This window comes from Ensifer sp. ENS08 (assembly GCF_014852195.1).
In the GTDB taxonomy this organism is placed as follows: Bacteria; Pseudomonadota; Alphaproteobacteria; order Rhizobiales; family Rhizobiaceae; genus Ensifer; species Ensifer adhaerens.
Window position 1 is genome coordinate 126,213 of sequence record NZ_JACVBF010000010.1, and the last position, 21,376, is coordinate 147,588.

At 62.4% G+C, this 21,376-nt stretch carries 19 protein-coding genes; 5 read left to right on the top strand and 14 right to left on the bottom strand.

Features of this window, described 5'->3' with window-relative positions:
* Nucleotides 1–63 precede the first annotated feature (63 nt).
* From IB272_RS21210 to IB272_RS21230, 6 genes are read right to left on the bottom strand one after another with little or no spacing between them, the layout of a single operon-like run.
* Nucleotides 64–1,065 carry an ABC transporter permease gene (locus IB272_RS21210; protein ID WP_060603467.1) on the bottom strand — a complete coding sequence of 334 codons (1,002 nt, stop codon included), beginning with the start codon at nucleotides 1,063–1,065 and terminating at the stop codon, nucleotides 64–66.
* Nucleotides 1,062–1,409, bottom strand: a complete 348-nt coding sequence (locus tag IB272_RS35615) for a hypothetical protein (protein WP_348646801.1) — start codon at nucleotides 1,407–1,409, stop codon at nucleotides 1,062–1,064. Before IB272_RS35615 ends, IB272_RS21210 begins: the two co-directional genes overlap by 4 nt.
* Entirely contained in the window at nucleotides 1,322–2,041 is a 720-nt protein-coding gene (locus IB272_RS21215) for an ABC transporter permease (RefSeq protein WP_210339488.1), read from the bottom strand. Before IB272_RS21215 ends, IB272_RS35615 begins: the two co-directional genes overlap by 88 nt.
* Nucleotides 2,038–3,552, bottom strand: a complete 1,515-nt coding sequence (locus IB272_RS21220; protein WP_192444957.1) for a sugar ABC transporter ATP-binding protein — start codon at nucleotides 3,550–3,552, stop codon at nucleotides 2,038–2,040. The genes IB272_RS21215 and IB272_RS21220 overlap by 4 nt, the downstream gene beginning before the upstream one ends.
* The gene (locus IB272_RS21225) at nucleotides 3,549–4,397 is read right to left on the bottom strand and encodes a sugar phosphate isomerase/epimerase family protein (RefSeq protein ID WP_060518036.1); all 849 of its coding nucleotides are present in this window, start codon (nucleotides 4,395–4,397) and stop codon (nucleotides 3,549–3,551) included. The genes IB272_RS21220 and IB272_RS21225 overlap by 4 nt, the downstream gene beginning before the upstream one ends.
* A gap of 7 nt (nucleotides 4,398–4,404) precedes the next feature.
* Nucleotides 4,405–5,271 (bottom strand): sugar phosphate isomerase/epimerase, encoded by an 867-nt coding sequence (locus tag IB272_RS21230; RefSeq protein ID WP_192444959.1) that lies wholly within the window; start codon nucleotides 5,269–5,271, stop codon nucleotides 4,405–4,407.
* A 161-nt stretch (nucleotides 5,272–5,432) separates the two neighbouring features.
* On the opposite strand from IB272_RS21230, the gene IB272_RS21235 reads away from it, so the two are divergent.
* From IB272_RS21235 to IB272_RS21245, 3 genes are all read left to right on the top strand, one after another.
* Nucleotides 5,433–6,467: an AraC family transcriptional regulator gene (locus tag IB272_RS21235; RefSeq protein WP_192444961.1), complete on the top strand. Its 1,035-nt coding sequence runs from the start codon at nucleotides 5,433–5,435 to the stop codon at nucleotides 6,465–6,467.
* 31 nt (nucleotides 6,468–6,498) lie between these two features.
* Nucleotides 6,499–7,122, top strand: a complete 624-nt coding sequence (locus IB272_RS21240; RefSeq protein ID WP_192444963.1) for a TetR/AcrR family transcriptional regulator — start codon at nucleotides 6,499–6,501, stop codon at nucleotides 7,120–7,122.
* 277 nt (nucleotides 7,123–7,399) lie between these two features.
* The gene (locus IB272_RS21245; RefSeq protein ID WP_192444965.1) at nucleotides 7,400–7,849 is read left to right on the top strand and encodes a DUF2269 family protein; all 450 of its coding nucleotides are present in this window, start codon (nucleotides 7,400–7,402) and stop codon (nucleotides 7,847–7,849) included.
* Between the two features lie 92 nt (nucleotides 7,850–7,941).
* Here the strand turns inward: IB272_RS21245 and IB272_RS21250 are convergent, their stop codons facing one another.
* The 6 genes from IB272_RS21250 to IB272_RS21275 all read right to left on the bottom strand — a co-directional run bounded on the left by IB272_RS21250 (nucleotide 7,942) and on the right by IB272_RS21275 (nucleotide 15,693).
* Nucleotides 7,942–9,375 (bottom strand): NAD(P)(+) transhydrogenase (Re/Si-specific) subunit beta, encoded by a 1,434-nt coding sequence (locus tag IB272_RS21250; protein WP_034796222.1) that lies wholly within the window; start codon nucleotides 9,373–9,375, stop codon nucleotides 7,942–7,944.
* Nucleotides 9,376–9,394: 19 nt separating this feature from the next.
* The gene (locus tag IB272_RS21255; RefSeq protein ID WP_192445027.1) at nucleotides 9,395–10,981 is read right to left on the bottom strand and encodes a Re/Si-specific NAD(P)(+) transhydrogenase subunit alpha; all 1,587 of its coding nucleotides are present in this window, start codon (nucleotides 10,979–10,981) and stop codon (nucleotides 9,395–9,397) included.
* Nucleotides 10,982–11,548: 567 nt separating this feature from the next.
* Nucleotides 11,549–12,301, bottom strand: a complete 753-nt coding sequence (locus tag IB272_RS21260) for an ABC transporter ATP-binding protein (protein WP_060518046.1) — start codon at nucleotides 12,299–12,301, stop codon at nucleotides 11,549–11,551.
* Nucleotides 12,295–13,362, bottom strand: coding sequence for an iron ABC transporter permease (locus IB272_RS21265; RefSeq protein WP_226020927.1), 1,068 nt, complete (start codon nucleotides 13,360–13,362; stop codon nucleotides 12,295–12,297). The genes IB272_RS21260 and IB272_RS21265 overlap by 7 nt, the downstream gene beginning before the upstream one ends.
* Nucleotides 13,362–14,507, bottom strand: a complete 1,146-nt coding sequence (locus IB272_RS21270) for an ABC transporter substrate-binding protein (RefSeq protein ID WP_060580787.1) — start codon at nucleotides 14,505–14,507, stop codon at nucleotides 13,362–13,364. Before IB272_RS21270 ends, IB272_RS21265 begins: the two co-directional genes overlap by 1 nt.
* A gap of 52 nt (nucleotides 14,508–14,559) precedes the next feature.
* Nucleotides 14,560–15,693, bottom strand: coding sequence for an ABC transporter substrate-binding protein (locus tag IB272_RS21275; protein ID WP_090426889.1), 1,134 nt, complete (start codon nucleotides 15,691–15,693; stop codon nucleotides 14,560–14,562).
* A 104-nt stretch (nucleotides 15,694–15,797) separates the two neighbouring features.
* Between IB272_RS21275 and IB272_RS21280 the strand changes: the two genes are divergently transcribed.
* The gene (locus IB272_RS21280; protein WP_192444967.1) at nucleotides 15,798–16,601 is read left to right on the top strand and encodes a class I SAM-dependent methyltransferase; all 804 of its coding nucleotides are present in this window, start codon (nucleotides 15,798–15,800) and stop codon (nucleotides 16,599–16,601) included.
* 57 nt (nucleotides 16,602–16,658) lie between these two features.
* Here the strand turns inward: IB272_RS21280 and IB272_RS21285 are convergent, their stop codons facing one another.
* Both IB272_RS21285 and IB272_RS21290 read right to left on the bottom strand, forming a co-directional pair.
* Nucleotides 16,659–18,161: an aspartate aminotransferase family protein gene (locus IB272_RS21285; protein WP_113080506.1), complete on the bottom strand. Its 1,503-nt coding sequence runs from the start codon at nucleotides 18,159–18,161 to the stop codon at nucleotides 16,659–16,661.
* Nucleotides 18,162–18,172: 11 nt separating this feature from the next.
* Nucleotides 18,173–19,261: a pyridoxal-phosphate dependent enzyme gene (locus tag IB272_RS21290; RefSeq protein ID WP_060518054.1), complete on the bottom strand. Its 1,089-nt coding sequence runs from the start codon at nucleotides 19,259–19,261 to the stop codon at nucleotides 18,173–18,175.
* A 79-nt stretch (nucleotides 19,262–19,340) separates the two neighbouring features.
* On the opposite strand from IB272_RS21290, the gene IB272_RS21295 reads away from it, so the two are divergent.
* Complete coding sequence (locus IB272_RS21295) at nucleotides 19,341–21,356, top strand: transcriptional regulator (protein ID WP_192444968.1); 2,016 nt, start codon at nucleotides 19,341–19,343, stop codon at nucleotides 21,354–21,356.
* Nucleotides 21,357–21,376: the final 20 nt, after the last annotated feature.

Consider the following 21,376-nt stretch of genomic DNA (forward strand, 5'->3'; position numbering starts at 1 on the left):
GTTCCTCCCGATGGCCTGGAGCGGAATGCGGAAAGCGCCCGCAACCCGCTCTGACCCTCGAAATCAGGTCCCGCCGGCGCGGTTGCGCCGGTAGGTTGCAAGCACGACTGCGGCGATCAGGATCAAGCCCTGGACGACATCGCGCGTCGGCTTCGGCAGTCCGATGAAGTTGAGCAGCGTGAAGATGGCGGTCAGCGTCAGCGCGCCTGCAATCGAGGCGGGCACGGAGCCGCGGCCGCCGAGAAGCTGCGCTCCGCCGATCACGCAGGCGGTGATCGCCTGCAGCTCGTAGCCGACGCCGACATCGGTTGATACGCCCGCAAATCCACCGAGCAGGATGCCAGCCGTCACCGCGCTCAGCGACGAGGCGACAAAGGCGATGATGCGCACCCTCTCGATCGGCACACCCGACATCTGCGCCGCGCGCGGATTGTCGCCGAGCGCATGCAGCATGCGCCCGAGATTGGTGCGATGCATGAGCCAGAACAAGATGAAGCCGACGACCAACAGCACCAGCAATGCCACCGGCAGGAACTGGATCAATGGAATGCCCTGAAGGCTGGCGCGCCCGAAGAAGCGGAACGTCTCCGGCAGGTAGCCGCGCGGTGATCCGCTCGACCACATGAAGGCAGCACCATTGAGCGTGATCATCATGCCGAGCGTGGCGATCAATGACGGCACCCGCAGATAGGAAACGACCAGGCCGTTCACCACGCCGACGGCGAACCCCACCGCATACATGACCGCAATCACCCACCAGGTCGCATCGGCACTGTTGTCGAGCAGCATCGACGAGCCGACGACCGTCAGCGTGATGAGCGAGCCAGCCGAAAGGTCAAAGCCGCCGGAGACGATGACGTAGATTTGGCCGGCCGCAAGGATTGCAAGAGGAGCGGCTCGCTTCAGGAAATTCATGTAGCCCGTGGGCTCGATGAAGTTCGGGTTCGAAAACGTGATGGCGACGAGAAGGGCTGCCAGCACGAAGAAGACGGGATTGATCTTCGGCAGCCGCCCAATGCTTGCCACGCCGCGCGTCTTTGCGGAGCCGACGGTTTCCTGGATCATGCCACTATCCTCTTTGAACGGACTGCGTAAAAGACGACGGCGGCGACGATGATGATGCCGCGCATTACCTGCTTGGCGAAGGCGTCAATGCCGGCGAGATTGAAGATGGAATCGATCAGCGAGAAAATGATCACGCCGGCAACAGTGCCCCAGATCCCACCCTTGCCGCCGGAGAGCATTGTGCCGCCGATGACGACGACGGCGATCGATTCCAGATCATAGGCGCCCTCCGTGCCGATCCAGGGCGAACCGGATTTCAGGCGGCTGGCCAAATAGAGGCCGGCGAGCGCCGCGCAAAGGCTGCAGATGATATGGCTCGCCATGACGACCCGCGTCGTGTTGATGCCGGCCGCGCGCGCCGTGTCGCGGTTGCCTCCAACCGAGTAGATGTTGGAGCCAAGCGCGTGAAGCGCAGGACGATCCATGCGCCAAGGACCAGCAGCGCCAGAACGACCAGGCTGACCGGCAGCCCGAGCACCTCGCCATAGGCGAAATACTGGAACGCATCCGGTACCGAGCCGCCGAACCGGCCATGAAAGGAGGCAAGACAGCCCTGAATGATCAGCGCCATGCCGAGCGTCGCGATAAGCGGGTTGACATCGAGGCGGGTGATCAGGAGCCCGTTGAGGGTTCCGACCACCGTCCCCATCACGAGCACCGCAGCAACGGCCGGCACCATCATCGCCGGGTCGCCGTTCATGATCGCAGAGGACACCACGGCCGAGGCCGAGATGAGATGGGCCACCGACAGGTCGATCGAGCCGACGAGGATGGTGAAGGTCTGTCCAACGGCGGTGATGCCGAGCGCGATGGACCGGTTAAGGATGGAGACGGTCGCCTCCGGTGTCAGGAAGCGTGTCAGGCCGAGGCTGAGCGCAATCGCCGCATAGATCAGGACGGCCAGACCGAGCAGAAGCGCCGGCGCGTAGTGTTCCATGCGCCAGGCCGGACGCCGGATGAGAGTTGCCTTGTTCATGCTGCCACCGCCTCCTCGCCGGTTGCCGCCAACATCACATCGGCTTCAGAGGCCCCGCGCGAAAACGCCGCGACGAGTTCGCCGTTCCGCATCACAAGGACGCGGTCGGATGCGCCGAGAACCTCCGGGAGGTCGGACGAGACCATCATGATGGCCGTGCCCTTGCGCGCGAGATCGCGCATCAGGTGGTAGATCCCGGCCTTGGCATTGACGTCGATGCCGCGTGTCGGCTCGATGAAGATCAACAGCCGAGGCGCCAGCGCCAGCCAGCGCGCAACGATGGCTTTCTGCTGGTTGCCGCCCGACAGCGCCTTGATGTCCTGGGCAAAGCTGCCGGCGCGCACGTCGAGTTCGCGCAGCAGCTTTTCCATCGCTTCCGCCGAAACAAAAGGCGTCGCATTGGCATTGCCGGAAAGGCCGGAGAGTGCGCGAGACGTAAGCATGCCGTTGTCGACGACCGATTGCATCAACACCAGCGCTTCGGCCTTGCGATCGCCCGGCAGCAACCCGACCCCAGCGCGGATCGCCTCGCGCGGACTGGTGAACCGCGCCGGCTTGCCGGAAAGGGTGATCTCACCCTTGGTGAAGGGAGAAAGGCCGAATATCGCCTGCGCGAGCGCGACGCGCCCTGCCCCTTGCAAGCCCGAAAAACCGACGATCTCGCCTGCGCGCAGTTCGAAGGACACATTTTTCAGCCGTTCGTTGCCGGCGTTGCGGACCGAGAGCACGACGTCGCCGATCTCCTGCGGTGCTGCCGGTTCCGCATAGAAATCGCCAAGGTCGCGGCCCACCATGGCTCGTACGATCGCCTCGGGCTCAGGCACATGGTCGAAGCGAACCGCCACTTCGCCATCCTTGAGCACGGTAACACGATCGGCCAGCCGCGTGATTTCGGGCATGCGGTGGGTGATGTAGACGATCGCCACACCGCTTTTCTTCAAGGTGTCGACGAGACCGTAGAGCACCTCGCATTCGGCCTCGTTCAGCGCTGCCGTCGGCTCGTCCATCACGATCACCTTTGCCTCCAGCGACACCGCCTTGGCGATCTCCACCAGTTGCTGGCTGGCGACGTCGAGGTCAGCGACAACGGTGCTCGGCTCGATCCGGTGCGCCGAGCCGAAGAGCGCAAGCACGCGCCGCGCTTCGTCGTTCATCGCCCTGTGGTCGATTAGACCGCGGCGCGTCGGCTCGCGGCCGAGGAAGATGTTCTGTGCGACGGTTCGCTCGGGCAGCAGGGAGAATTCCTGATAGATGACGGCAATGCCCGCGCGGATCGCCGCAAGCGGATGCGTGAAATGCCGTTCCTCACCGTTTACGACAACCGCACCTGCGTCCGGCCGATAGATGCCGGAGAGGATCTTCATCAGCGTCGACTTGCCGGCACCGTTTTCTCCCGCCAGCGCATGGACCTCACCGCAATGCGCGGAGAAGCTGACGTTTTTCAACGCCTTGACACCGGGGAAACTCTTGGCGATGCCGCGCATCTCGATAGCGGGGTGTTTCGTGTTCATGCAGCAGCCCATGTCTTGCGGATGAATGTCGCGCTCTCGGAAAAGAGCGTATCGAAGTCGGGAAACAGCGGCCGCCAGACGCGGGTCGCCGTCGCGATCGCCGGCAGCCCGGCGCCGAATGCCTCAAGCGTCAGCCAACCGTCATAGCCGATCTCCTTCAACACCGTGAACATCGCGCCAAATTCGATATGCCCCCGCCCGGGAATGCCACGATCGTTCTCGGAGACATGGAAGACCCCGATATCCTGGCCAATCAGGCGGATCGCCGCCTCCGGCCGACGCTCCTCCACATTGGCATGGAACGTGTCGTACATGATCTTGAAGGCAGGATGCGCGACGCGATCCACATAGGCACGCGCCTGCTCCATCGTGTTGAGAAAATAAGTCTCGAAGCGATTGAGCGGCTCGAGGCTCAAATGCATGCCGTTGGCCGCCGCCCGCTCCGCCAGCGCATGGTGCGCGTCTGCCCCATACTTCAACTCGTCTTCGCTGGCGCCCCTGCCGGTAAAGAAGCCGATCGGGGCATGAAACGGCCCGCCCATGCTTTCAGCACCAAGCGCTATTGCGCAATCCAGCGCCCAGTCGAGATGGGAAAGCCCGCGCGCCCGCACTTCGGCATCGCAACTGACGGGGTTTGCCTCAGGCGTCGGGACGATCGATGTGGTGGATCGGCCGAGGCCGAGCCCGTCCAGTTCGCGGCCCAGGCGTTCGTAGTGACTGACCTTGCCCGACAGAACCGGCACTTCGACGCCATCATAGCCGAGATCGCGCAACCGGCCGATATTGTCGAGATGCCTCTCCTCGACGAAATCGGTCAGGCAAAGGAGATTGATACCAAGCTTCATGACGCGCTCACTTCAGCGAAATGCCGAGATCGCGACACGTCGCGCGGATCCAGGCCAGTGACGTTTCGATCATCGGGCCGGCGGCGCCTTCGCATTCGAGGCTGAGTACGCCGTCGTAGCCGTGGTCGCGAAGCATGGCGAGACAGGTCTTGATATTCTCGGCATTGACGCCATCGCCGAGCGCACAATGGCTGACCGCGATCCCGGTCTGTCCGCCACGGGCAGCCGCTGCCAGCGACGGTGACACGTCCTTGAGATGGACATGAGACACCCTGTCGATGAACCGCGACAGAAACTGCGGCGGTTCCTGGCCGGCGATGAAGGTGTTGCCGGTGTCCATGTTCATGCGCAGCCACTTGCTGTCTGCGAAGGCGAGCATGCGCTCCATGAATTCCGGACGCGTCGTGAAATGACCATGAGGCTCGATGTTGACGACGATCTCGTGCGCTTCGGCGACTTCGACGATCTTTTCGTAGCTGCGCTTCATCAGCGCCATCGACTCTTCTTCGGTAAGTCCGGGTGGCATGTGGAGCCCGTCGGTCGTGTCGACGCAGGGACTGCCGGCATGCGCGGCCCAGGCAATCGACTTCAGCACATAGGGCACACCTCTGAGCGGTCCGTCCTCACCAGACAGCGGATAGGCCGCATCGACCTGGGAAAAGCGCACGCCGTAACGCTCCATCTTGCGACGCAAGAGGACCGGGTCCTCGTAGAGCGCGACATGCGGTTGATAGCCCAGTCCGTGGATCCAGCTCACGCCGTCGATCAGACCACACTCGATGAAGTGCAAATCGTTGTCGCTTGCCCATTCCAGGCATTTTTCAAACGACCAGTAGGCCGAGTTGAACGCGTCCGTGTGGAAGCCTATCCGCACCGGCAAAATCCTCCCAATTTCCCCCATGCCATTGAGTTTCAATGGCAAATCATCAGCGTCTCCAAAATGGAGCTTGATGATGTCCAAGCATTGCGCAATAAATCGCTGCCTGCGTTCGAAATAGACGACTGGTAAATTTTAAACATCAGCGGGGGAGCGGAATGACGAAGAGCAGCAACGAACGGGCCGTCAATCGGCCCGCTGTCTTCCGCGAGCCGGGCGCCCTGCTCTATGCCGGCAATTGCCAGGACCTGATGAAGGCCTCGCTTGCGGGCCAGGTGTCGCTCAACGCCTGGACGCGACGCGGCTATCCCGGCATCGACCTCGGCGCGGCGCTGCCGCAGGTCTGTTCCGTCGGCGGATGGGATGCGACGACCCCGCAGGACTGGGGCCTGCGCGAACATTGCAACGAGGGGGTCAAGATCGCCTATCTGGCGCGCGGCTCATTGACGATCACCATGGATGGCCGCAGGACGACGGTCAATGAAGGCCAGATGTTCGTCGTGCGGCCCTGGCAGTTGCACGCGCTCGGCGATCCCAATGTCGGTGCCAGCCACATAATCTGGGTGCTCATGGATATGGGCGTGCGCCGACCACACGAAACCTGGCTGTGGCCCGACTGGATCGGCTGGCCCGAGCGCGACCGAAAGCGCCTGAGCGAACTTCTGTCGAAGAACGAACAGATTTCCTACAACGCCTCCCGCGAAGTTACCCGCACCTTCCTCGACATCCACGAGGTGGTGGCAGGCGGCGATATCGACGGTGGAGAGGCGCACCTGCGCCTCTTGATTTCGATGATGCTGCTGCAATTCCGCCAGATGCTGGAAAGCCAGGCACCGGTTCTCGATCTTGCTCTTGCAAGCTCGAAGCGCACGGTCGAGATCTTCCTGAAGCGGCTGCGTCATGCGCTCGACGAGGACTGGACGCTCGAGAACATGGCGGCGGAGTGCAATCTTTCCCGCACGCAATTTTCGCAGCATTGCCAGGTGCTGACCAACATGACGCCTGTCCGCTACCTCCAGACGCTCCGACTCAACGCCGCACGGCTGCTTCTTGAAAGCGGCGCGCAATCGGTCACCAACATCGCCTTTGATTGCGGCTTCTCATCGAGCCAATACTTTGCCACCTGTTACAAGAAGCGCTTCGGGTTTTCGCCAATGGAAACGCCGCGTCAGTCGCTATCGATCGCCAACTGAAAGTGGGCCGCCGCGACCGGATCAAAGCCGAATGGACAAGAAAGCTCTCCTGACGCCACGAAAGGTCGCTTCGCAGCAACGCTCGCGAGCGATGATCGAGGCCTTGGTCGAAGCGACTGCGCGTGCATTGATCAAAGAAGGATTTGAACGCGCCAACACAAACCGGATTGCCGAAGAGGCCGGCGTCAGCATCGGCTCTCTCTATCAGTATTTTCCGGGCAAGGAAGCGCTCGTCGTTGCCGTCATCGAACGCCACAAGAGCGAGATGGTGGATGTCTTGCGGGGTACGCTGGCCAAAGTGGCGACGCAGCCGCTCGACAGTGCCGTGCGCGAACTGGTCAAGACGATGATCGATGCTCATCGTGTGAACCCGGACCTTCATCGGGTGTTGGTCGAGGAAACGCCACGTGCAGGGCGGATCGGTACGATCGACGGTTTTGACAGAGAGTTCTACGGGTTGATCAGGGCTTATCTCGAATTGCACAAGGCAGAACTGCGGCCGATGGATCTGGATCTGGCCGCTTACATTTGCGTCAGCTGCACGGAGGCGCTGACGCACGGCGCGGTGGTCGACAGTCCAGAGAAGCTAAACGATGGGAACGTCGACGCCTTCATCAACGAAGTGACGACGCTGATCACGCGCTACCTGAAGTAACGTCCTTCAGGTGGCAGACATCCAAGATGCGAGCTGGGTCTTGGCGACTTGATGTCGCTCCGTGAACGCCGGCGTCCAACTGCGCGAACTACCGGGGGAATATGAACCGGGAGCGCTCGCAGAGACAGCTTCTCGAACGCGAGTAGATTTTTGCGAGTGATCGCTCACAATTAGGGCTGCACGCGGCCAGTCCGACAGCCAACCTCGTGTCGAAATCAAATGCAGCACGAGCGGTCGAACGACCGCTTCTCGAAGCTCCATACCAAGGTAACAAGAGATGTACGCACACGTCGTGATGATTCATGCCGCGGCCATGGGCACGGCATTTCTGCTGTTTGCAGCAAGGGAGCTCCTTTTCATTTCTGCCCGGCGAGGGCAAATCGGGGCTGCAAAGTTGGCCCTGACCGCAAACAGGATTGCAGGCCTGCTCACCGGCATAGGGATTGCCGGAGGCATTGGCCTCATCGTTTTGGGTGGGTGGCCGCTATCGACACCCTGGCTACTGATGTCATTCACCCTGATCGCCGCCTTGATGATTGTCGAAAGCAGGGTCGTGCGGCCATGGGAGGCACAGGTGCATCCAGCCCTTGAAGGCACGATCGACAAATTGGAAGTCCGAACGCTTCTTAGAAACAAGCGGGCTTTGGGCGGCCGCCTGGCATCGATCTCGCTTTTTGCTCTGATAATAGCGCTGATGGTCGTCAAACCCGACCTACTCGGCGCCTAGGGCGACGCCATCGGACGCATCGATCGCTCATCAACGGAGTTGAACTCACCGCCCCTATATGCGGAGCGATGAGTTGTCTTTTCAGGGCGTCATCACGCCAGCGCGGGCAGCAGCTGGTCGATGCTCTTCTTGGCGTCGCCGTAGAACATGCGGGTGTTGTCCTTGTAGAACAGCGGGTTCTCGATGCCGGAGTAACCGGTTCCCTGGCCACGCTTGGAGACGAACACCTGTTTGGCCTTCCAGACTTCGAGCACCGGCATGCCGGCGATCGGTGAGTTCGGATCCTCCTGGGCGGCCGGATTGACGATGTCGTTCGAGCCGATGACGATGACGACATCGGTTTCGTGGAAGTCTTCGTTGATCTCGTCCATCTCGAGCACGATGTCGTAGGGAACCTTCGCTTCGGCCAAAAGCACGTTCATGTGGCCCGGCAAACGGCCGGCGACCGGATGAATGGCAAAGCGCACGTTCTTGCCGGCCGCCCGCAGCTTGCGGGTGAGCTCGGAGACCGATTGCTGCGCCTGCGCCACCGCCATGCCGTAGCCCGGCACGATGATGACGCTGTCGGCGTCGTTAAGGGCTGCGGCCACGCCATCGGCATCAATGGCGATCTGCTCTCCGGTGATTTCCATGGCCGGACCCGTGGTCGCGCCGAAGCCGCCGAGGATGACCGACAGGAACGAGCGGTTCATCGCCTTGCACATGATGTAGGAGAGGATCGCGCCCGAGGAGCCGACCAGCGCGCCGGTGACGATCAACAGGTCGTTGCCGAGCGTGAAGCCGATGGCAGCGGCCGCCCAGCCGGAATAGCTGTTCAGCATCGACACCACCACCGGCATGTCGGCGCCGCCGATGCCCATGATCAGGTGATAGCCGATGAAGAAGGCGGCGAGCGTCATGACAAGCAGCGTCCAGGTGCCGGCACCATTGACGTAGAGCACCAGCAGCACGAGCGAGAGAAGGGCAGCACCGGCATTGAGCAGGTGACCGCCCGGCAGCTTCTTGGCCTTGCCGTCGACCTTGCCGGCAAGCTTGCCGAAGGCGATGACGGAGCCGGTGAAGGTGACAGCACCGATGAAGACGCCGAGGAAGACCTCGACCTTCATGATCGACAGTTCCACCGGTTCCTTGTGGGCAAGGATCGCGGCAAAGCCGGTCAATGCAGAGCGGGCCGCCGCATCGAGGCCGGCGACATCAGCCGCTTCGATATGGGCGTTGAAGCCGATGAAGACTGCGGCAAGACCGACGAAGGAATGGAGTGCTGCAACGAGTTGCGGCATCTCGGTCATCTGGACGCGGGAGGCGACGAAGTGGCCGAGCAGGGCGCCGCCCGCGATCATCAGCGCGATGATGAACCAGTTGCCGACATCAGGTCCGAAGACCGTGGCGACAATGGCAAGCGCCATGCCCGTCATGCCGTACCAGACGGCGCGCTTGGCGCTTTCCTGGCCCGAAAGCCCGCCGAGCGAGAGGATGAAGAGGACGGCTGCCGCAATATAGGCGGCCGATACGATACCGATCATCATAATGTTTACCCCTGCCCGATCAGGATTTCTGGAACATGGCGAGCATGCGCCGCGTGACGAGGAAGCCGCCGACGATGTTGATCGTGGCGATCAGCACCGACAGCGCCGCAAGCAGCACCACCAGCCAGTTGCCAGACCCGATCTGCAGCAGCGCCCCGAGAATGACGATGCCGGAAACCGCGTTGGTGACGGCCATCAGCGGGGTGTGCAACGAATGCGAGACGTTCCAGATGACCTGGAAGCCGACGAAGCAGGCGAGCACGAAGACGACGAAGTGGCTCATGAAGGCAGGCGGAGCAAAGGCGCCGACCAAAAGCAGCAGCGCCGTGCCGACGGCGAGAAGCGTCAGCTGGCTCTTCGTCTGGGCCTTGAAGGCTGCGGTCTCGGTCGCACGCTTTTCCTCCGGCGTCGGCTCCTTCACCTTCTCCTTTGGTTTCTGCGCCGCGATCGCGGCGATCTTCGGCGGTGGCGGCGGATAGGTGATCGCACCCTGGAAGGTGACGGTCGCGCCACGGATGACGTCGTCCTCCATGTTGTGGACGAGTTTGCCATCCTTGCCCGGCGTCAGGTCGGTCAGCATATGGCGGATATTGGTGGCATAGAGCGTGGACGCCTGCGCGGCCATGCGGCTCGGGAAATCGGTATAGCCGATGATGACGACGCCGTTGTCGGAGACGATCCGCTGATCGGCAACGGTCAGGTCGCAGTTGCCGCCACGCTCGGCCGCAAGATCGACCACCACCGATCCCGGCTTCATCGCGGCGACCATGTCGGCAAGCCAGAGTTTCGGTGCATCACGGCCGGGGATCAGCGCCGTGGTGATGACGATATCGATCTGAGGTGCAAGCTCGCGGAACTTGGCAAGCTGCTTCTCGCGGAACTCCGGCGAAGAGGGAGCCGCATAACCGCCGGTGGCAGCGCCATCCTGCTGACCGCCCCCCTCACCATCGGCAAAATCGAGATAGACGAACTCGGCTCCCATGCTCTCGATCTGCTCGGCGACTTCCGGCCGCACGTCAAAGGCATAGGTCTGAGCACCAAGCGAGGTGGCGACACCGATCGCCGCAAGACCGGCGACGCCCGCACCGATCACCAGGACCTTGGCCGGCGGCACCTTGCCGGCGGCCGTCACCTGGCCGGTGAAGAAGCGACCGAAATTGTTGCCCGCCTCGATCACCGCGCGATAGCCGGCGATATTGGCCATCGACGACAGCGCATCCATCTTCTGGGCGCGCGAAATGCGCGGGACCATGTCCATGGCGATGACGTTGGCGCCCTTTTCCCTGGCGAGCTCCAGAAGTTCGGCATTCTGGCCCGGATAGAAGAACGAGATCAGCGTCTTGTCCGCAGACAGATAAGCGACCTCGCTCGGCTCGGGCGGCCGTACCTTGGCGACCACATCTGCCGAAGCCCACAGCGCCTCTGCCGACGGGGCCACCTCGACGCCCACGGCCCGATAGGCATCATCGGAGAAACCGGCCGCAACGCCCGCGCCCGTCTCAATGATGCTGCTATAGCCAAGTTTCGCAAGTTGCACCGCGCTGTCAGGTGTCAGCGCCACGCGCGCCTCGCTTGCGGTTACCTCCCGCGGCGCGCCAATATTAATCGCCATGCTTGTCTGTCCTCTCCTGCCGACTAGGCAATGCCTTGTCCCTCAACAATGCGACAGCAGAACAAGCAAACCTTGAGAGTACTGTCCAGTACGCTTTGCCGCGAATCCGTCCATTCTTGTCGCTTTTTAGTTTTCACTAATCGTTTTTATCGGCCAAGCACTCCAGCCGACGGGCCGCTCGGCCATCAATGGCCAACAAAAAGGGGACGGCGACGCCCCCATGAAGAGGGTGCTGCATCGGCTCCAGGGGGCCGCCGATTGCGTATGTGAAGCGACGTTTCACCAGAGAGGGGTCCCGAACCTGCGCGCGTTTCATGAAACGATCATGCCGAGCCGCGACTGACAATCCGGCGCCTGGCGTCGACACGCTACGGGGCCGCTGCTGCAAGCCCTCCTTCGGAAGTTTTTATTTCAATGCCCTCGGCACGGCACGGCGACGCGGTCTCGCCGCGTGCCGCGCCGTGCGGCCCCTTGGGAGGACGTTCTAGTTGCGGCTTTCGTAGCCGCTCAGATTTAAAGGGGTGACGAGCTCGAACGGGAACGACCCCCGCGTCCACGCACTCAAAGGGATTCGTCGACAATGACGACCGGTCGCCCCAGGGAGCAGGCCTCCACCCGCGCCTCGACGCGATAAACCGAGCGCAGCATATCCGCGGTGATGACGTCGTGGGTGGGGCCGCTCGCCAGCACCGACCCGCCACTGATGACGATCGTGTCGTTGCAATAGCGCAGCGCATGGTTCAGGTCGTGCAGCGCGATCAACACCGCCATACCCGACTGCGCCGACAAACGCTTCATGAAGCCAAGGACCTCGATCTGGCGAAAGAGATCGAGCGCCGAGGTCGGTTCGTCCATCAACAGCACTTCGGGCTTACGCACGAGAGCTTGCGCGATGGAGACGAGCTGGCGCTGGCCGCCTGAGAGCTCACCAAGGCCACGAAAGGCGAGATCGGCGATCCGGAGTTCGCCCAGCACTCGGTCGATCTCGGCGAGTTCGGCGTCCTTCACCTTCCACCCTGAGCCTTGCTTGGCCGACAGCAGCACCGACTCGTAGACGGTCAGCACGGCATTGGCGCCGGTATCCTGCGGCATGTAGCAGATGCCTTCGGATCCCTTGGCCGTATCGGACAGGTGGACAGTGCCGGGACCGGAGGTCAGGTTTGCTATGCGCTTGAACAGCGTCGACTTGCCGGCCGCATTAGGACCAATCACCGCCGTCAGGCCACCGCCGCGCAAGACACCGGTGTTGACATCTAAGAGCACCGTGCGCCGGCCATAATTCGCGCCGACCTTTTCCAGCGACAGGCTTACCATGCGCGCCTCCTGTTGGTGAAAATCAGCACGAAGAAGAAGGGCACGCCAACGAGCGCGGTGATGACTCCAATCGGCAGGACGGCGCCCGGAATAATCATCTTGCTGACGACCGAAGTGACCGAAAGAAGGAGCGCGCCGCACAGCACAGAAGCTGGCAGGAAGAAGCGCTGATCCTCGCCGACCAGCATGCGTGCGATGTGCGGAGCGACGAGACCAACAAAGCCGATCGTGCCAACGAAAGAAACCGGGATCGCCGCAAGCAGGCTGACCGTCATCATTGCTTCGAGCCGGAGCCTTCGAACATTGATACCGAAGCTCGCAGCCTTATCGTCACCAAGCCGAAGCGCGGTCAGCGCCCAGGCGTGGCGTGCAAACAGCGGCAAGGCGAACAGCAGCACGGCGCCGGTGATCCAGACCTTTGGCCAGGTTGCCTTGGTGAGACTGCCCATCGTCCAGAAGACGACGGCGGCCAGCGCCTGTTCGGAGGCGAGATATTCGAGCAGCGATAGCGCGGCATTGAAGGTGAAGACGAGCGCAATGCCGAGCAGAACGATTGTTTCGACCGTAACGCCGCGCATGGTGGAGGCGAAATGGATGAAGAGCGCCGCCAACATCGCCATAAGGAAGGCGTTGATTGGCACCATGTATTGGACGGCGACGGGAAAAACCGCCACGCCAGCAACGAGACCGAGGGCCGCACCGAAGCCGGCAGCGGCGGAAATGCCGAGCGTGAATGGACTTGCCAGTGGATTGGCAAGGATCGTCTGCATCTGCGCGCCTGCGACCGACAATGAGGCACCCACCGTCACGGCCATCAGGGCGATCGGCATGCGAATGTCCCAGATCACCACCCGGAGCTGGTCGCTTACAGTTTCCGGTCGAAAGAGCGCGGTCAGCACATCCGCGAGCGGATAGTTCGCAGGCCCGAGAGCCATGTCGACTGCAACCGACGCAAAGAGCGCGACGATGAGGCAGAAGATCAACACCAAGCGGCGCAAAACGAGAGAGCGGTAGCGCCCTCGCCCTTCAACGCCGGATACTTGTTCGGTCATGGCAACCATCATTCACCACTCTTTGGAAGCGAGGCGAAGTAACCCGCGCGGTAGGTCACCGGCAGAAACTTCTCATGGAACTCGCGGAAAGTCCGGTCAGGGTCTATGTCGGCAAAGAGCTCCGGATGGAACCACTTGGCAAACTGCTGGATCGGAATGAACTCGTAAGGGGCGCCGTAGAACTGATGCCAGACGGCATGCACATTGCCCTCCTTCACCGCCTTCAGGCCGGGAAAGCCCGGGCGCTGCATAAGGCCGCGCAGGCGATCTTCTGCCGCCGCCGCATCGGCGCCGCGTCCGACGCTAACGAACTGGTTGAGATCGGATTCCGCCGACCAGTTACTGCCGGTGATAATGACATGATCCGGATCGCTGACGATCAGCTGCTCAGGATTGAGGTCGCCGAAGGTCCCCTTGATGACGTCAGAACCGATATTGTGGCCGCCGGCCTCTTCCACCATTTTGCCGAAGTTGGCCGGACCGAAGGTGCGGCAGCAGACAACGTCGCCGGTGATGCCGGGAGAGCGCTCGATGAAGACTTTCGGCCGCACAATTTCCCCCGCCTTCTTGAGGCGGTCCGTCACCAGCGCGATTTGAGCATTGCGATAGTCGATGAATTCGCGGGCCTTCGCTTCGGCACCGAAGAGCTGGCCGAGGATTTCGACCGATTTTTCGCTATTGGCGGCAGGATCCACGCGGAAATCGAGATAGACGACGGCAATGCCGGCGGCAGCGGCCTTTTCGATGAAGCCCGATTCTTCGACCGCCTGCTGCGCTTCGAGATTGAGCGTCAGAACATCAGGCTTGAGCGCAATCGCTGCCTCGAGGCTGAAATCGCCTGAAGGGATATAGCCGAACCGCGGCAGTTTCTCAATTTCGGGGAAGCGCTCCACATAGGCAGCGTAGGAGTCCGGATCCTTCTTCAAAAGATCATCGCGCCAACCGACGATCGTGTCGAAGACATGCTCGCCTTTCAGCGCTGCGGCCACGTGGATCTGCCGTGCCTCGCCCAACAGGACGCGCTTGGCCGGGAGCGCAATTTCGACCCGACGGCCGGTGACGTCGACAATTTCAGCCGCACTGGCGGGCAAAGCCGCCAATACCAGGGCTGCGACCATCGCCGACGCGATTTTCCCGAAGATCGACATTCTCATTCCTTTTTAGTTGCGACACCGGAGTCCTCCCCTCCTCCAGCTGTCGAACCGCTTACTTGGCTGACGTCAGCGAGACGAAGTAGCCGCTCTTGTAGGGAAGCGGCAGGAAGCGCTCATGCAACTCCTTGAACGTCGCCTCCGGGTCGAGGTCCGCGAAGAGATCCGGGTGCAGCCACTTGGCGATCTGCTGGATGGCCACGAACTGGTAGGGATTGTTGTAGAACTGGTGCCAGATGGCGTGAACCTGGCCGTCTTTCACGGCTTCAACGCCGGTGAAAGCCGGGCGCTTGGTCAGGTTTTCGAGCTTGCGGGCCGCTTCCTTCTCATCGGCGCCATAGCCGACGCCAACCCAGGCACCACCCGGCACATAACCCTGCCAGTTGCCGCCGGTGATGATGATCTGATCGGGATTGGCAGCGATGATCTGCTCCGGATTGACCACGCCGAAGGTGCCGGGAATGATGTCCTTTGCCATGTTTACGCCGCCGGCGAACTCGACCATCTTGCCGAAGTTCTCGTTACCGAAAGACATGCAGCAATCGTCGGAGTAACCACCGGCGCGTTCGACAAAAACGAGCGGCTTCTTCGGATTGGCCTTCGCCAAAACGTTTGTCACCTTGGCGATGCTCTCGGCGCGAAACTTGATGAACTCCTCGGCCTTCTCTTCCTTTCCCAAAAGCTTGCCCATCACGCGCATGCTCGGCTCGGTGTTTTCCATCGGCTTCTCGCGGAAATCGACGTAGACGAGCGGGATACCGACCTTGGCAAGCTTCTCGATGTAGCCAGCCTCCTCCGTCGCCGTCTTGGCGTCGACGTTCATCAGAACGACATCGGGTTTCAAGGCAACCGCCTGCTCGATGTCGAAGGTGCCATCCTTCATGCCGCCGAAGGTCGGCAGCTTGGCAATGCCAGGGTACTTTGCGAGATAGGCGGCATAGCTTTCAGGGTCTGCCTTTGCCAGATCATCGCGCCAGCCGACGACGCGCTTGAACGGCTCGTCGCGGTCGAGCGCGCCGAGGAAATAGATCTGCCGCCCTTCGCCGAGAATCACGTGCTCGACGGGTACGTTGACCTCGACATCGCGGCCCGTGACATCCTTCAACGTCACGACATCAGCGAAGGCTGCCGTAGAAAAAAGCACGCAAAGGCTTGCGGCGGCCGCAGCCACCCTGTTGAAAAACCGCATTGTTTTAGCTCCGCTGGAAAATTCAGGCGATCTAATGTTTCATGACTTTATTAGTCAACATTTATCTTTTAGAACGCCTCCAAACAGGAACGAGCGGTATCGACATGAGCGATGTGACGGAGCGGCAGAACTACAACCTGCGCGATGAAATCAAGGCCTACTGGTCGGACCGCGCGGCAACCTTCGATCTGTCCCCGGGCCACGAGATCTTCTCGGAGGAAGAACGCGCGGCCTGGCATCAACTGTTTCTCCGTCACCTTGGGCCGGGCGCAGGGCGTGCTGCGCTCGATCTTGCGAGCGGCACCGGCGTCATCTCGCATCTTCTCGATGAACTCGACTTCAAGGTGCAGGGCCTCGACTGGGCCGAGCCGATGCTCGAACGCGCCAGGGATAAGGCGCGCAAGCGCGGGCGAGCGATCCGCTTCGCCCTCGGCGACGCCGAAAATACCATGGAGCCCAACAACCATTACGATGTAATCGTCAACCGGCATCTGGTCTGGACGCTCGTGGACCCGGCCGCAGCCTTTGCCGAATGGCTACGGGTCCTGAAGCCCGGCGGGATGTTGCTGATCGTCGATGGCGACTTCGTCAATACAACCGCGCTCGAGCGGCTGTTCTCCAAGCTCAGCACATGGGGGCAGCGCCTCGGCCTGTTCAAGGCTGAGACGCCAACCGGTTCGCCGCAGATGATGGCGACGCACCGCAGTATCCTCTCCCGCGTGCATTTTGCAGAAGGCGCCCGCGCCGAGGCCGTCGTCGCGCTGTTGTGCGAAGCCGGCTTTACCGAGATTACGATCGACAGGGACCTTCGCGAAATCCATCGCACCCAGGCCGCGAATTGGAACCTTTTCAAGGGCTTGGCGCGACAGTCGCAGCATCGCTACGCCATTCGCGCGACGAAACCTTAGGGTCGAGGCAAACCCTACGCAGTCAGTGACTGTGTTCATGCGCAAAAACGACCAGGCTCACGACTGCGCAATCTCCCTGCCAATCCGCAGGACCTCCGAGATTAAAAGGTTCAGGTCGTCCGGGCGGGTGCGATGATTGCAGATCGCCGCGCGCAGGCAATGCTTGCCCCGGATCGTCGTGTCGGAAAGCGCCGCCACGCCGGTTTCCTGCAGGCGCAGCATGATCTCGAGGTTGGTCTCCTTCAGTCGCTCCTCATTTAGACCTTCGGGCGCATAGCGGAAGCAGACGATGTTGATCTCCGGTTCAACGATGAGTTCCAGAGGCGGATTCGAACGGACGAGATCGGCGAGGAAGGCGGCCTGCGCGACGTTCTGGTCGATCAGCCGGCCGAACTTGGCGATGCCGTGCTCCATCAGCGCCATCCAGACCTTCAGCGCCGCAAAGCCGCGGCTGGTCTGAAAGCCGAATTCGTGAAGCCACTGACCGGAGGCGATGCCACGCGGCATGCCCTGCAGAAACTCCGGCGACACCGCAAAGGTTTCCCGGTGCTTTGCCCGGTCCCGGACAAGCGCGCAACCGACCTCAAAGGGGGCATGCAGCCATTTGTGCGGGTCGAGCGCGACGGAATCCGCCCGCTCGATGCCCTTGACGCGCCAGGCGTTCTCGGGCGCGATCGAAAGCAGCGCTCCGATACACCCGTCTACGTGGAACCACAGGTTCTCCTCCGCGGCGATCCCGGCCAAGGCGGTGAGATCGTCTACTGCACCGGAATTGACCGTACCGGCAGTACCAATGACGCAGGCAGGCCTGAAGCCCCGCGCGCGATCCTCGGCGATCGCCGCGCGAAGCGCCTCAAGGTCAATGCGGTAACGGGAATCGGTCGGGATCCGTCTAAGTGCCTTGTTGCCGAGGCCGAGCGTCTCGACCGCCTTGCGATGGCAGGAATGAACCTGATCCGAGGCGTAGAAGCGCATGGGTTCCGTGAGGGCCGCAACGCCCTCTTCGCGCAGATCGATGCCCGCCGTGGCGTTGCGGGCAACAGTCAGCCCGACGAGGTTGGCCACCGAACCGCCGCTGACCAGCGTGCCGCTCGCTGCCTCGGGAAAGCCGATCATGTCGCGCAGCCATCCGACGACCTGCTGGTCGACGAGGGCAGCGGCATGGCGTCCGCCCCCGAGATTGGAACCCTGGATCGCTGCGAGAAAATCGCCGAGCGCCCCGGTGAAGTTGCCGGAGCCCATGTACCAGGACCAGAACCGTGGATGGATGTTGCCCATTGGATAGGCGAGCACCGTGTCCTTCACCTGTCGGTACACGTCCTCGAGGGGCGTCGGCCGATCCGGGACCGGCGCCTGGTACAGCGCTTCGATCTCCTCCGGCAGCGGTTGCCAGACCGGACGCTCGCGCACGCGGCCGAGATGGCCGACGGCATCGTCGATGATCCGGTGGGCGAGCGCCGAGACGGACGACCAATCGGGTGGGTCGAGGGTCTCGAGCGTAGCCAGGAGTTCCGGTTGCGTGAAGGCTCCCACGCTTTGCCTCGGTGATCGCGCTCCCATCGTTCCTCTCCCTATTCGGCGGCGAGCTGGAAGCCGGGCGTGGATCGCGACAGCTCCATCTCCTCGTCATCCATGTCCGCCGGGATCGTTTCGAACAGCGGCGTCGACAGATAGCGCTCCCCTGTGTCAGGCAGCATGCACAGGATCACCGAGCCGGCCGGCGCGTGCTCCGCGATCTGGCGCGCAACGCCGAAGGTCGCGCCGCCCGAAACGCCAGTGAAGATGCCCTCTTTCTGTGCGAGCGCCTTGGCCCATTCCATCGCCTTCGGACCGGCAATGGGGACGAGTTCGTCATAGTAGCGGTTGTCAATCGCCTCCTGCAGGACGTCGGGTATGAAGTCCGGTGTCCAGCCCTGGATCGGATGCGGCTCGAAGGCGGGATGGCTGGCGGCCGGCGCACCGCCCGTTCCGCGCTGTTGCGCATGACCGCTGCCGAGCAACTGCGCGTTGGCGGGCTCGGCAAGCACGATCTTCGTCTCCGGACGCTCACGCCGCAAAACCCGGGAGACGCCAACCACCGTGCCGCCGGTGCCGTAGCCTGTGACGAAGTAATCAAGACGGGAGCCGGCAAAGTCGTTGACGATTTCCCGGCCGGTCGTCGCCTCGTGGATCGCGGCGTTGGCTGTGGTCTCGAACTGCCGGGCGAGGAACCATCCGTTCTTCTCTGCGAGTTCGATCGCCTTGCGATACATGCCCAGGCCCTTCTCGGCGCGCGGCGTCAGCACGACCTTGGCGCCCAGCATGCGCATCAGCCGGCGGCGCTCGACGGAGAAGCTATCGGCCATGGTGACAACCAGCGGATAGCCTTTTTGCGCACAGACCATCGCCAGTCCGATGCCGGTGTTACCGCTGGTGGCCTCGACCACGGTCTGTCCGGGCTTCAGCTTGCCTGTGCGCTCGGCCTCCTCGATGATCGCAATCGCCAGCCTGTCCTTCACCGACGAAGCCGGATTGAAGAACTCCGCCTTGACATAGATGGTCGCGTTGCCGACGCCGAGATTGTTGACGCGGATCGCCGGCGTGTCGCCGATCGTCTCCAGCACGCTGTCGAAAAGCCGCCCGCGGCCGCTCGTGGTTCTCAGTCCAGAATTGTTTGGCATGGGTCCTCTCACTCTTCCGGATGCTAGGTTCGGCGAGGGATGCTAAAGTGCTTGCGTGGGAGCCGGCGTGGGAGTGCGCATGGAAACGGATGGCCCGGACGTGGTTTTTTCGGCAAAGGAGCTGGAACTGCGGCTGCTCGGGCCGATGAAACTCATGCGCCGCGGGGTGGCCGTGCCGTTACCGCCGTCGCGCAAGGTGCGCGCGCTGCTCGCTTATCTGGCCCTGACGCCAGGTTCGGTTCCTCGGGAACGGCTCTGCCATCTGCTCTGGCAAGTGCCGAGCGATCCGCGCGGTGAATTGCGCTGGAGCCTGAGCAAAATCCGCTTGCTCATGGACACGGATGGCCGCAAGCGCGTGATCACGGCTAACGACCGGATTTCACTCGATCTCGCAGACTGTGACATCGACGCACGCCACATCCAGGAAGCAAGGCGGCACGGTATCGGAAACCTCGATCTGGAGGCGTTGCGGCCGATTGCTGGACGATGCGGAGGCGATCTGCTCGAAGGGGTCGAGATCGACAACAGCCCTGCCTTCGAGCACTGGCTGACATCGGTGAGGAGCGAGTTTCGCCTATACGCGCTGGAGATCGCGGCAGAAATCGGCAAGAAAACACCCGTCGGCGGTGAGGACGGCTTGCCGGCAGCCCGGCAATGGCTCGACCTCGCGCCGCTCGACGCAGACGCAAATCTCCGCTTCCTGGCGGAACTGTCCCGCAGGCGGATGGGCGACGCCTGCAACCGGCATCTCGATGCGGCAGCGCGCCTCTTTGCCGATGAGGGCGAGGACTTCGCGCCGATCCGAGAGGCATGGGAACGCCTCAGGCCCCTGCCCCGACAACCGGCGGTCGTCGTCGTTTCTGACGGTGTTGGCAGACCTTCCGAGCCCATCCACGTGACGGTCGCGCGCCGCGCCTCGATTGCCGTCATGCCGTTCCGCGAACTTGTCGCGGGCGGGGCGGGCCGGAACGATCTCGGCAGCGCGGTCGCGCATGACGTCATCAGCAAGCTGGCGCGCCTGCGCAGTCTCTTCGTTATTGCCCGAGGCTCTGTTTTTGCCATCGCTGGCGAAGGGCTCGAACTGCCGGAAATCGGCCGCCGGCTCGGCGTCGACTATGTCGCCACCGGCTTCCTGGAACAGCACGAACTCGGGATCGCCGTGAACGTGGAGGTCGCAGAGGCGGCCACCGCCCATATCGTCTGGACTGAGAGGTTCGAGGCGCGCGCGGCCGAGCACTTTGCCGTCGTCGACGAGATCAGCAACAGCATCGTGTCGTCGATCGCCGCTGAAATCGAGAACGAAGAGCGCAACCGCGCGATCCTGAAGCCTCCGGATTCGCTCGACGCCTGGGAGGCCTATCATCGCGGCCTCTGGCACATGTTTCGCTTCACCGCCGAGGAAAACGAGCGCGCCGCCGAGTTCTTCCGCCTTTCGACACGCCTCGATCCAACCTTCTCACGCGCCCATGCAGGGCTGTCCTTCACCCACTGGCAAAGGGCATTCCAGCGCTGGGGCGACCGCGACGGCGAGACCCGGGACGCGCTCAAGGCCGCCGGGCAGAGCCTCTTGGTTGACGATCAGAACCCCGCCGCGCACTGGTCGATGGGGCGTGCCCTCTGGCTGACCGGAGACCACGACCAGGCGGTGCGCGCACTGGAGCACTCGGTCCTTCTCAGCCCCAATTTCGCCCTCGGGCACTATGCGCTCTCCTTCGTGCACGCGCAGTCCGGCGACCCCGCAGCGGCGATCACCGCATCCGATTACTCGCGGCTTTTGAGCCCCTACGACCCGCTGCTGTTCGGCATGCTCGGCACCCGCGCGATTGCCCTCATCCGGCTCGGCGCCTTCGAGGAGGCTGCAGACTGGGCGATCAAGGCGGCAGCCCGTCCGAACGCGCATGTGCACATCCTCGCGATCGCAGCCCATTGTCTTGCGCTCGCCGGACGCCTCAGCGAGGCTCGCAGCTACGCGGCCCGCATCCGCCTGCAGAAGCCGGATTACCGGACGGACAATTTCCTCGACGCCTTCCACTTCACACCCGACGTCATCGCCCGATATCGCCAAGTGGCGGCCTTGATCGGGCTGGCGACCTGAGTGATCGGTGCCGGCCAAAT

Coding starts and splice junctions, on each gene's coding strand:
- IB272_RS21210 (WP_060603467.1), bottom strand. CDS start 1,065: ATGATCCAGGAAACCGTCGGCTCCGCAAAGACGCGCGGCGTGGCAAGC.
- IB272_RS21235 (WP_192444961.1), top strand. CDS start 5,433: ATGACGAAGAGCAGCAACGAACGGGCCGTCAATCGGCCCGCTGTCTTC.
- IB272_RS21265 (WP_226020927.1), bottom strand. CDS start 13,362: ATGGTTGCCATGACCGAACAAGTATCCGGCGTTGAAGGGCGAGGGCGC.
- IB272_RS21275 (WP_090426889.1), bottom strand. CDS start 15,693: ATGCGGTTTTTCAACAGGGTGGCTGCGGCCGCCGCAAGCCTTTGCGTG.
- IB272_RS21250 (WP_034796222.1), bottom strand. CDS start 9,375: ATGATGATCGGTATCGTATCGGCCGCCTATATTGCGGCAGCCGTCCTC.
- IB272_RS21290 (WP_060518054.1), bottom strand. CDS start 19,261: ATGCCAAACAATTCTGGACTGAGAACCACGAGCGGCCGCGGGCGGCTT.
- IB272_RS21280 (WP_192444967.1), top strand. CDS start 15,798: ATGAGCGATGTGACGGAGCGGCAGAACTACAACCTGCGCGATGAAATC.
- IB272_RS21295 (WP_192444968.1), top strand. CDS start 19,341: ATGGAAACGGATGGCCCGGACGTGGTTTTTTCGGCAAAGGAGCTGGAA.
- IB272_RS21270 (WP_060580787.1), bottom strand. CDS start 14,507: ATGAGAATGTCGATCTTCGGGAAAATCGCGTCGGCGATGGTCGCAGCC.
- IB272_RS21220 (WP_192444957.1), bottom strand. CDS start 3,552: ATGAACACGAAACACCCCGCTATCGAGATGCGCGGCATCGCCAAGAGT.
- IB272_RS21245 (WP_192444965.1), top strand. CDS start 7,400: ATGTACGCACACGTCGTGATGATTCATGCCGCGGCCATGGGCACGGCA.
- IB272_RS21215 (WP_210339488.1), bottom strand. CDS start 2,041: ATGAACAAGGCAACTCTCATCCGGCGTCCGGCCTGGCGCATGGAACAC.
- IB272_RS21240 (WP_192444963.1), top strand. CDS start 6,499: ATGGACAAGAAAGCTCTCCTGACGCCACGAAAGGTCGCTTCGCAGCAA.
- IB272_RS21260 (WP_060518046.1), bottom strand. CDS start 12,301: ATGGTAAGCCTGTCGCTGGAAAAGGTCGGCGCGAATTATGGCCGGCGC.
- IB272_RS21225 (WP_060518036.1), bottom strand. CDS start 4,397: ATGAAGCTTGGTATCAATCTCCTTTGCCTGACCGATTTCGTCGAGGAG.
- IB272_RS21285 (WP_113080506.1), bottom strand. CDS start 18,161: ATGGGAGCGCGATCACCGAGGCAAAGCGTGGGAGCCTTCACGCAACCG.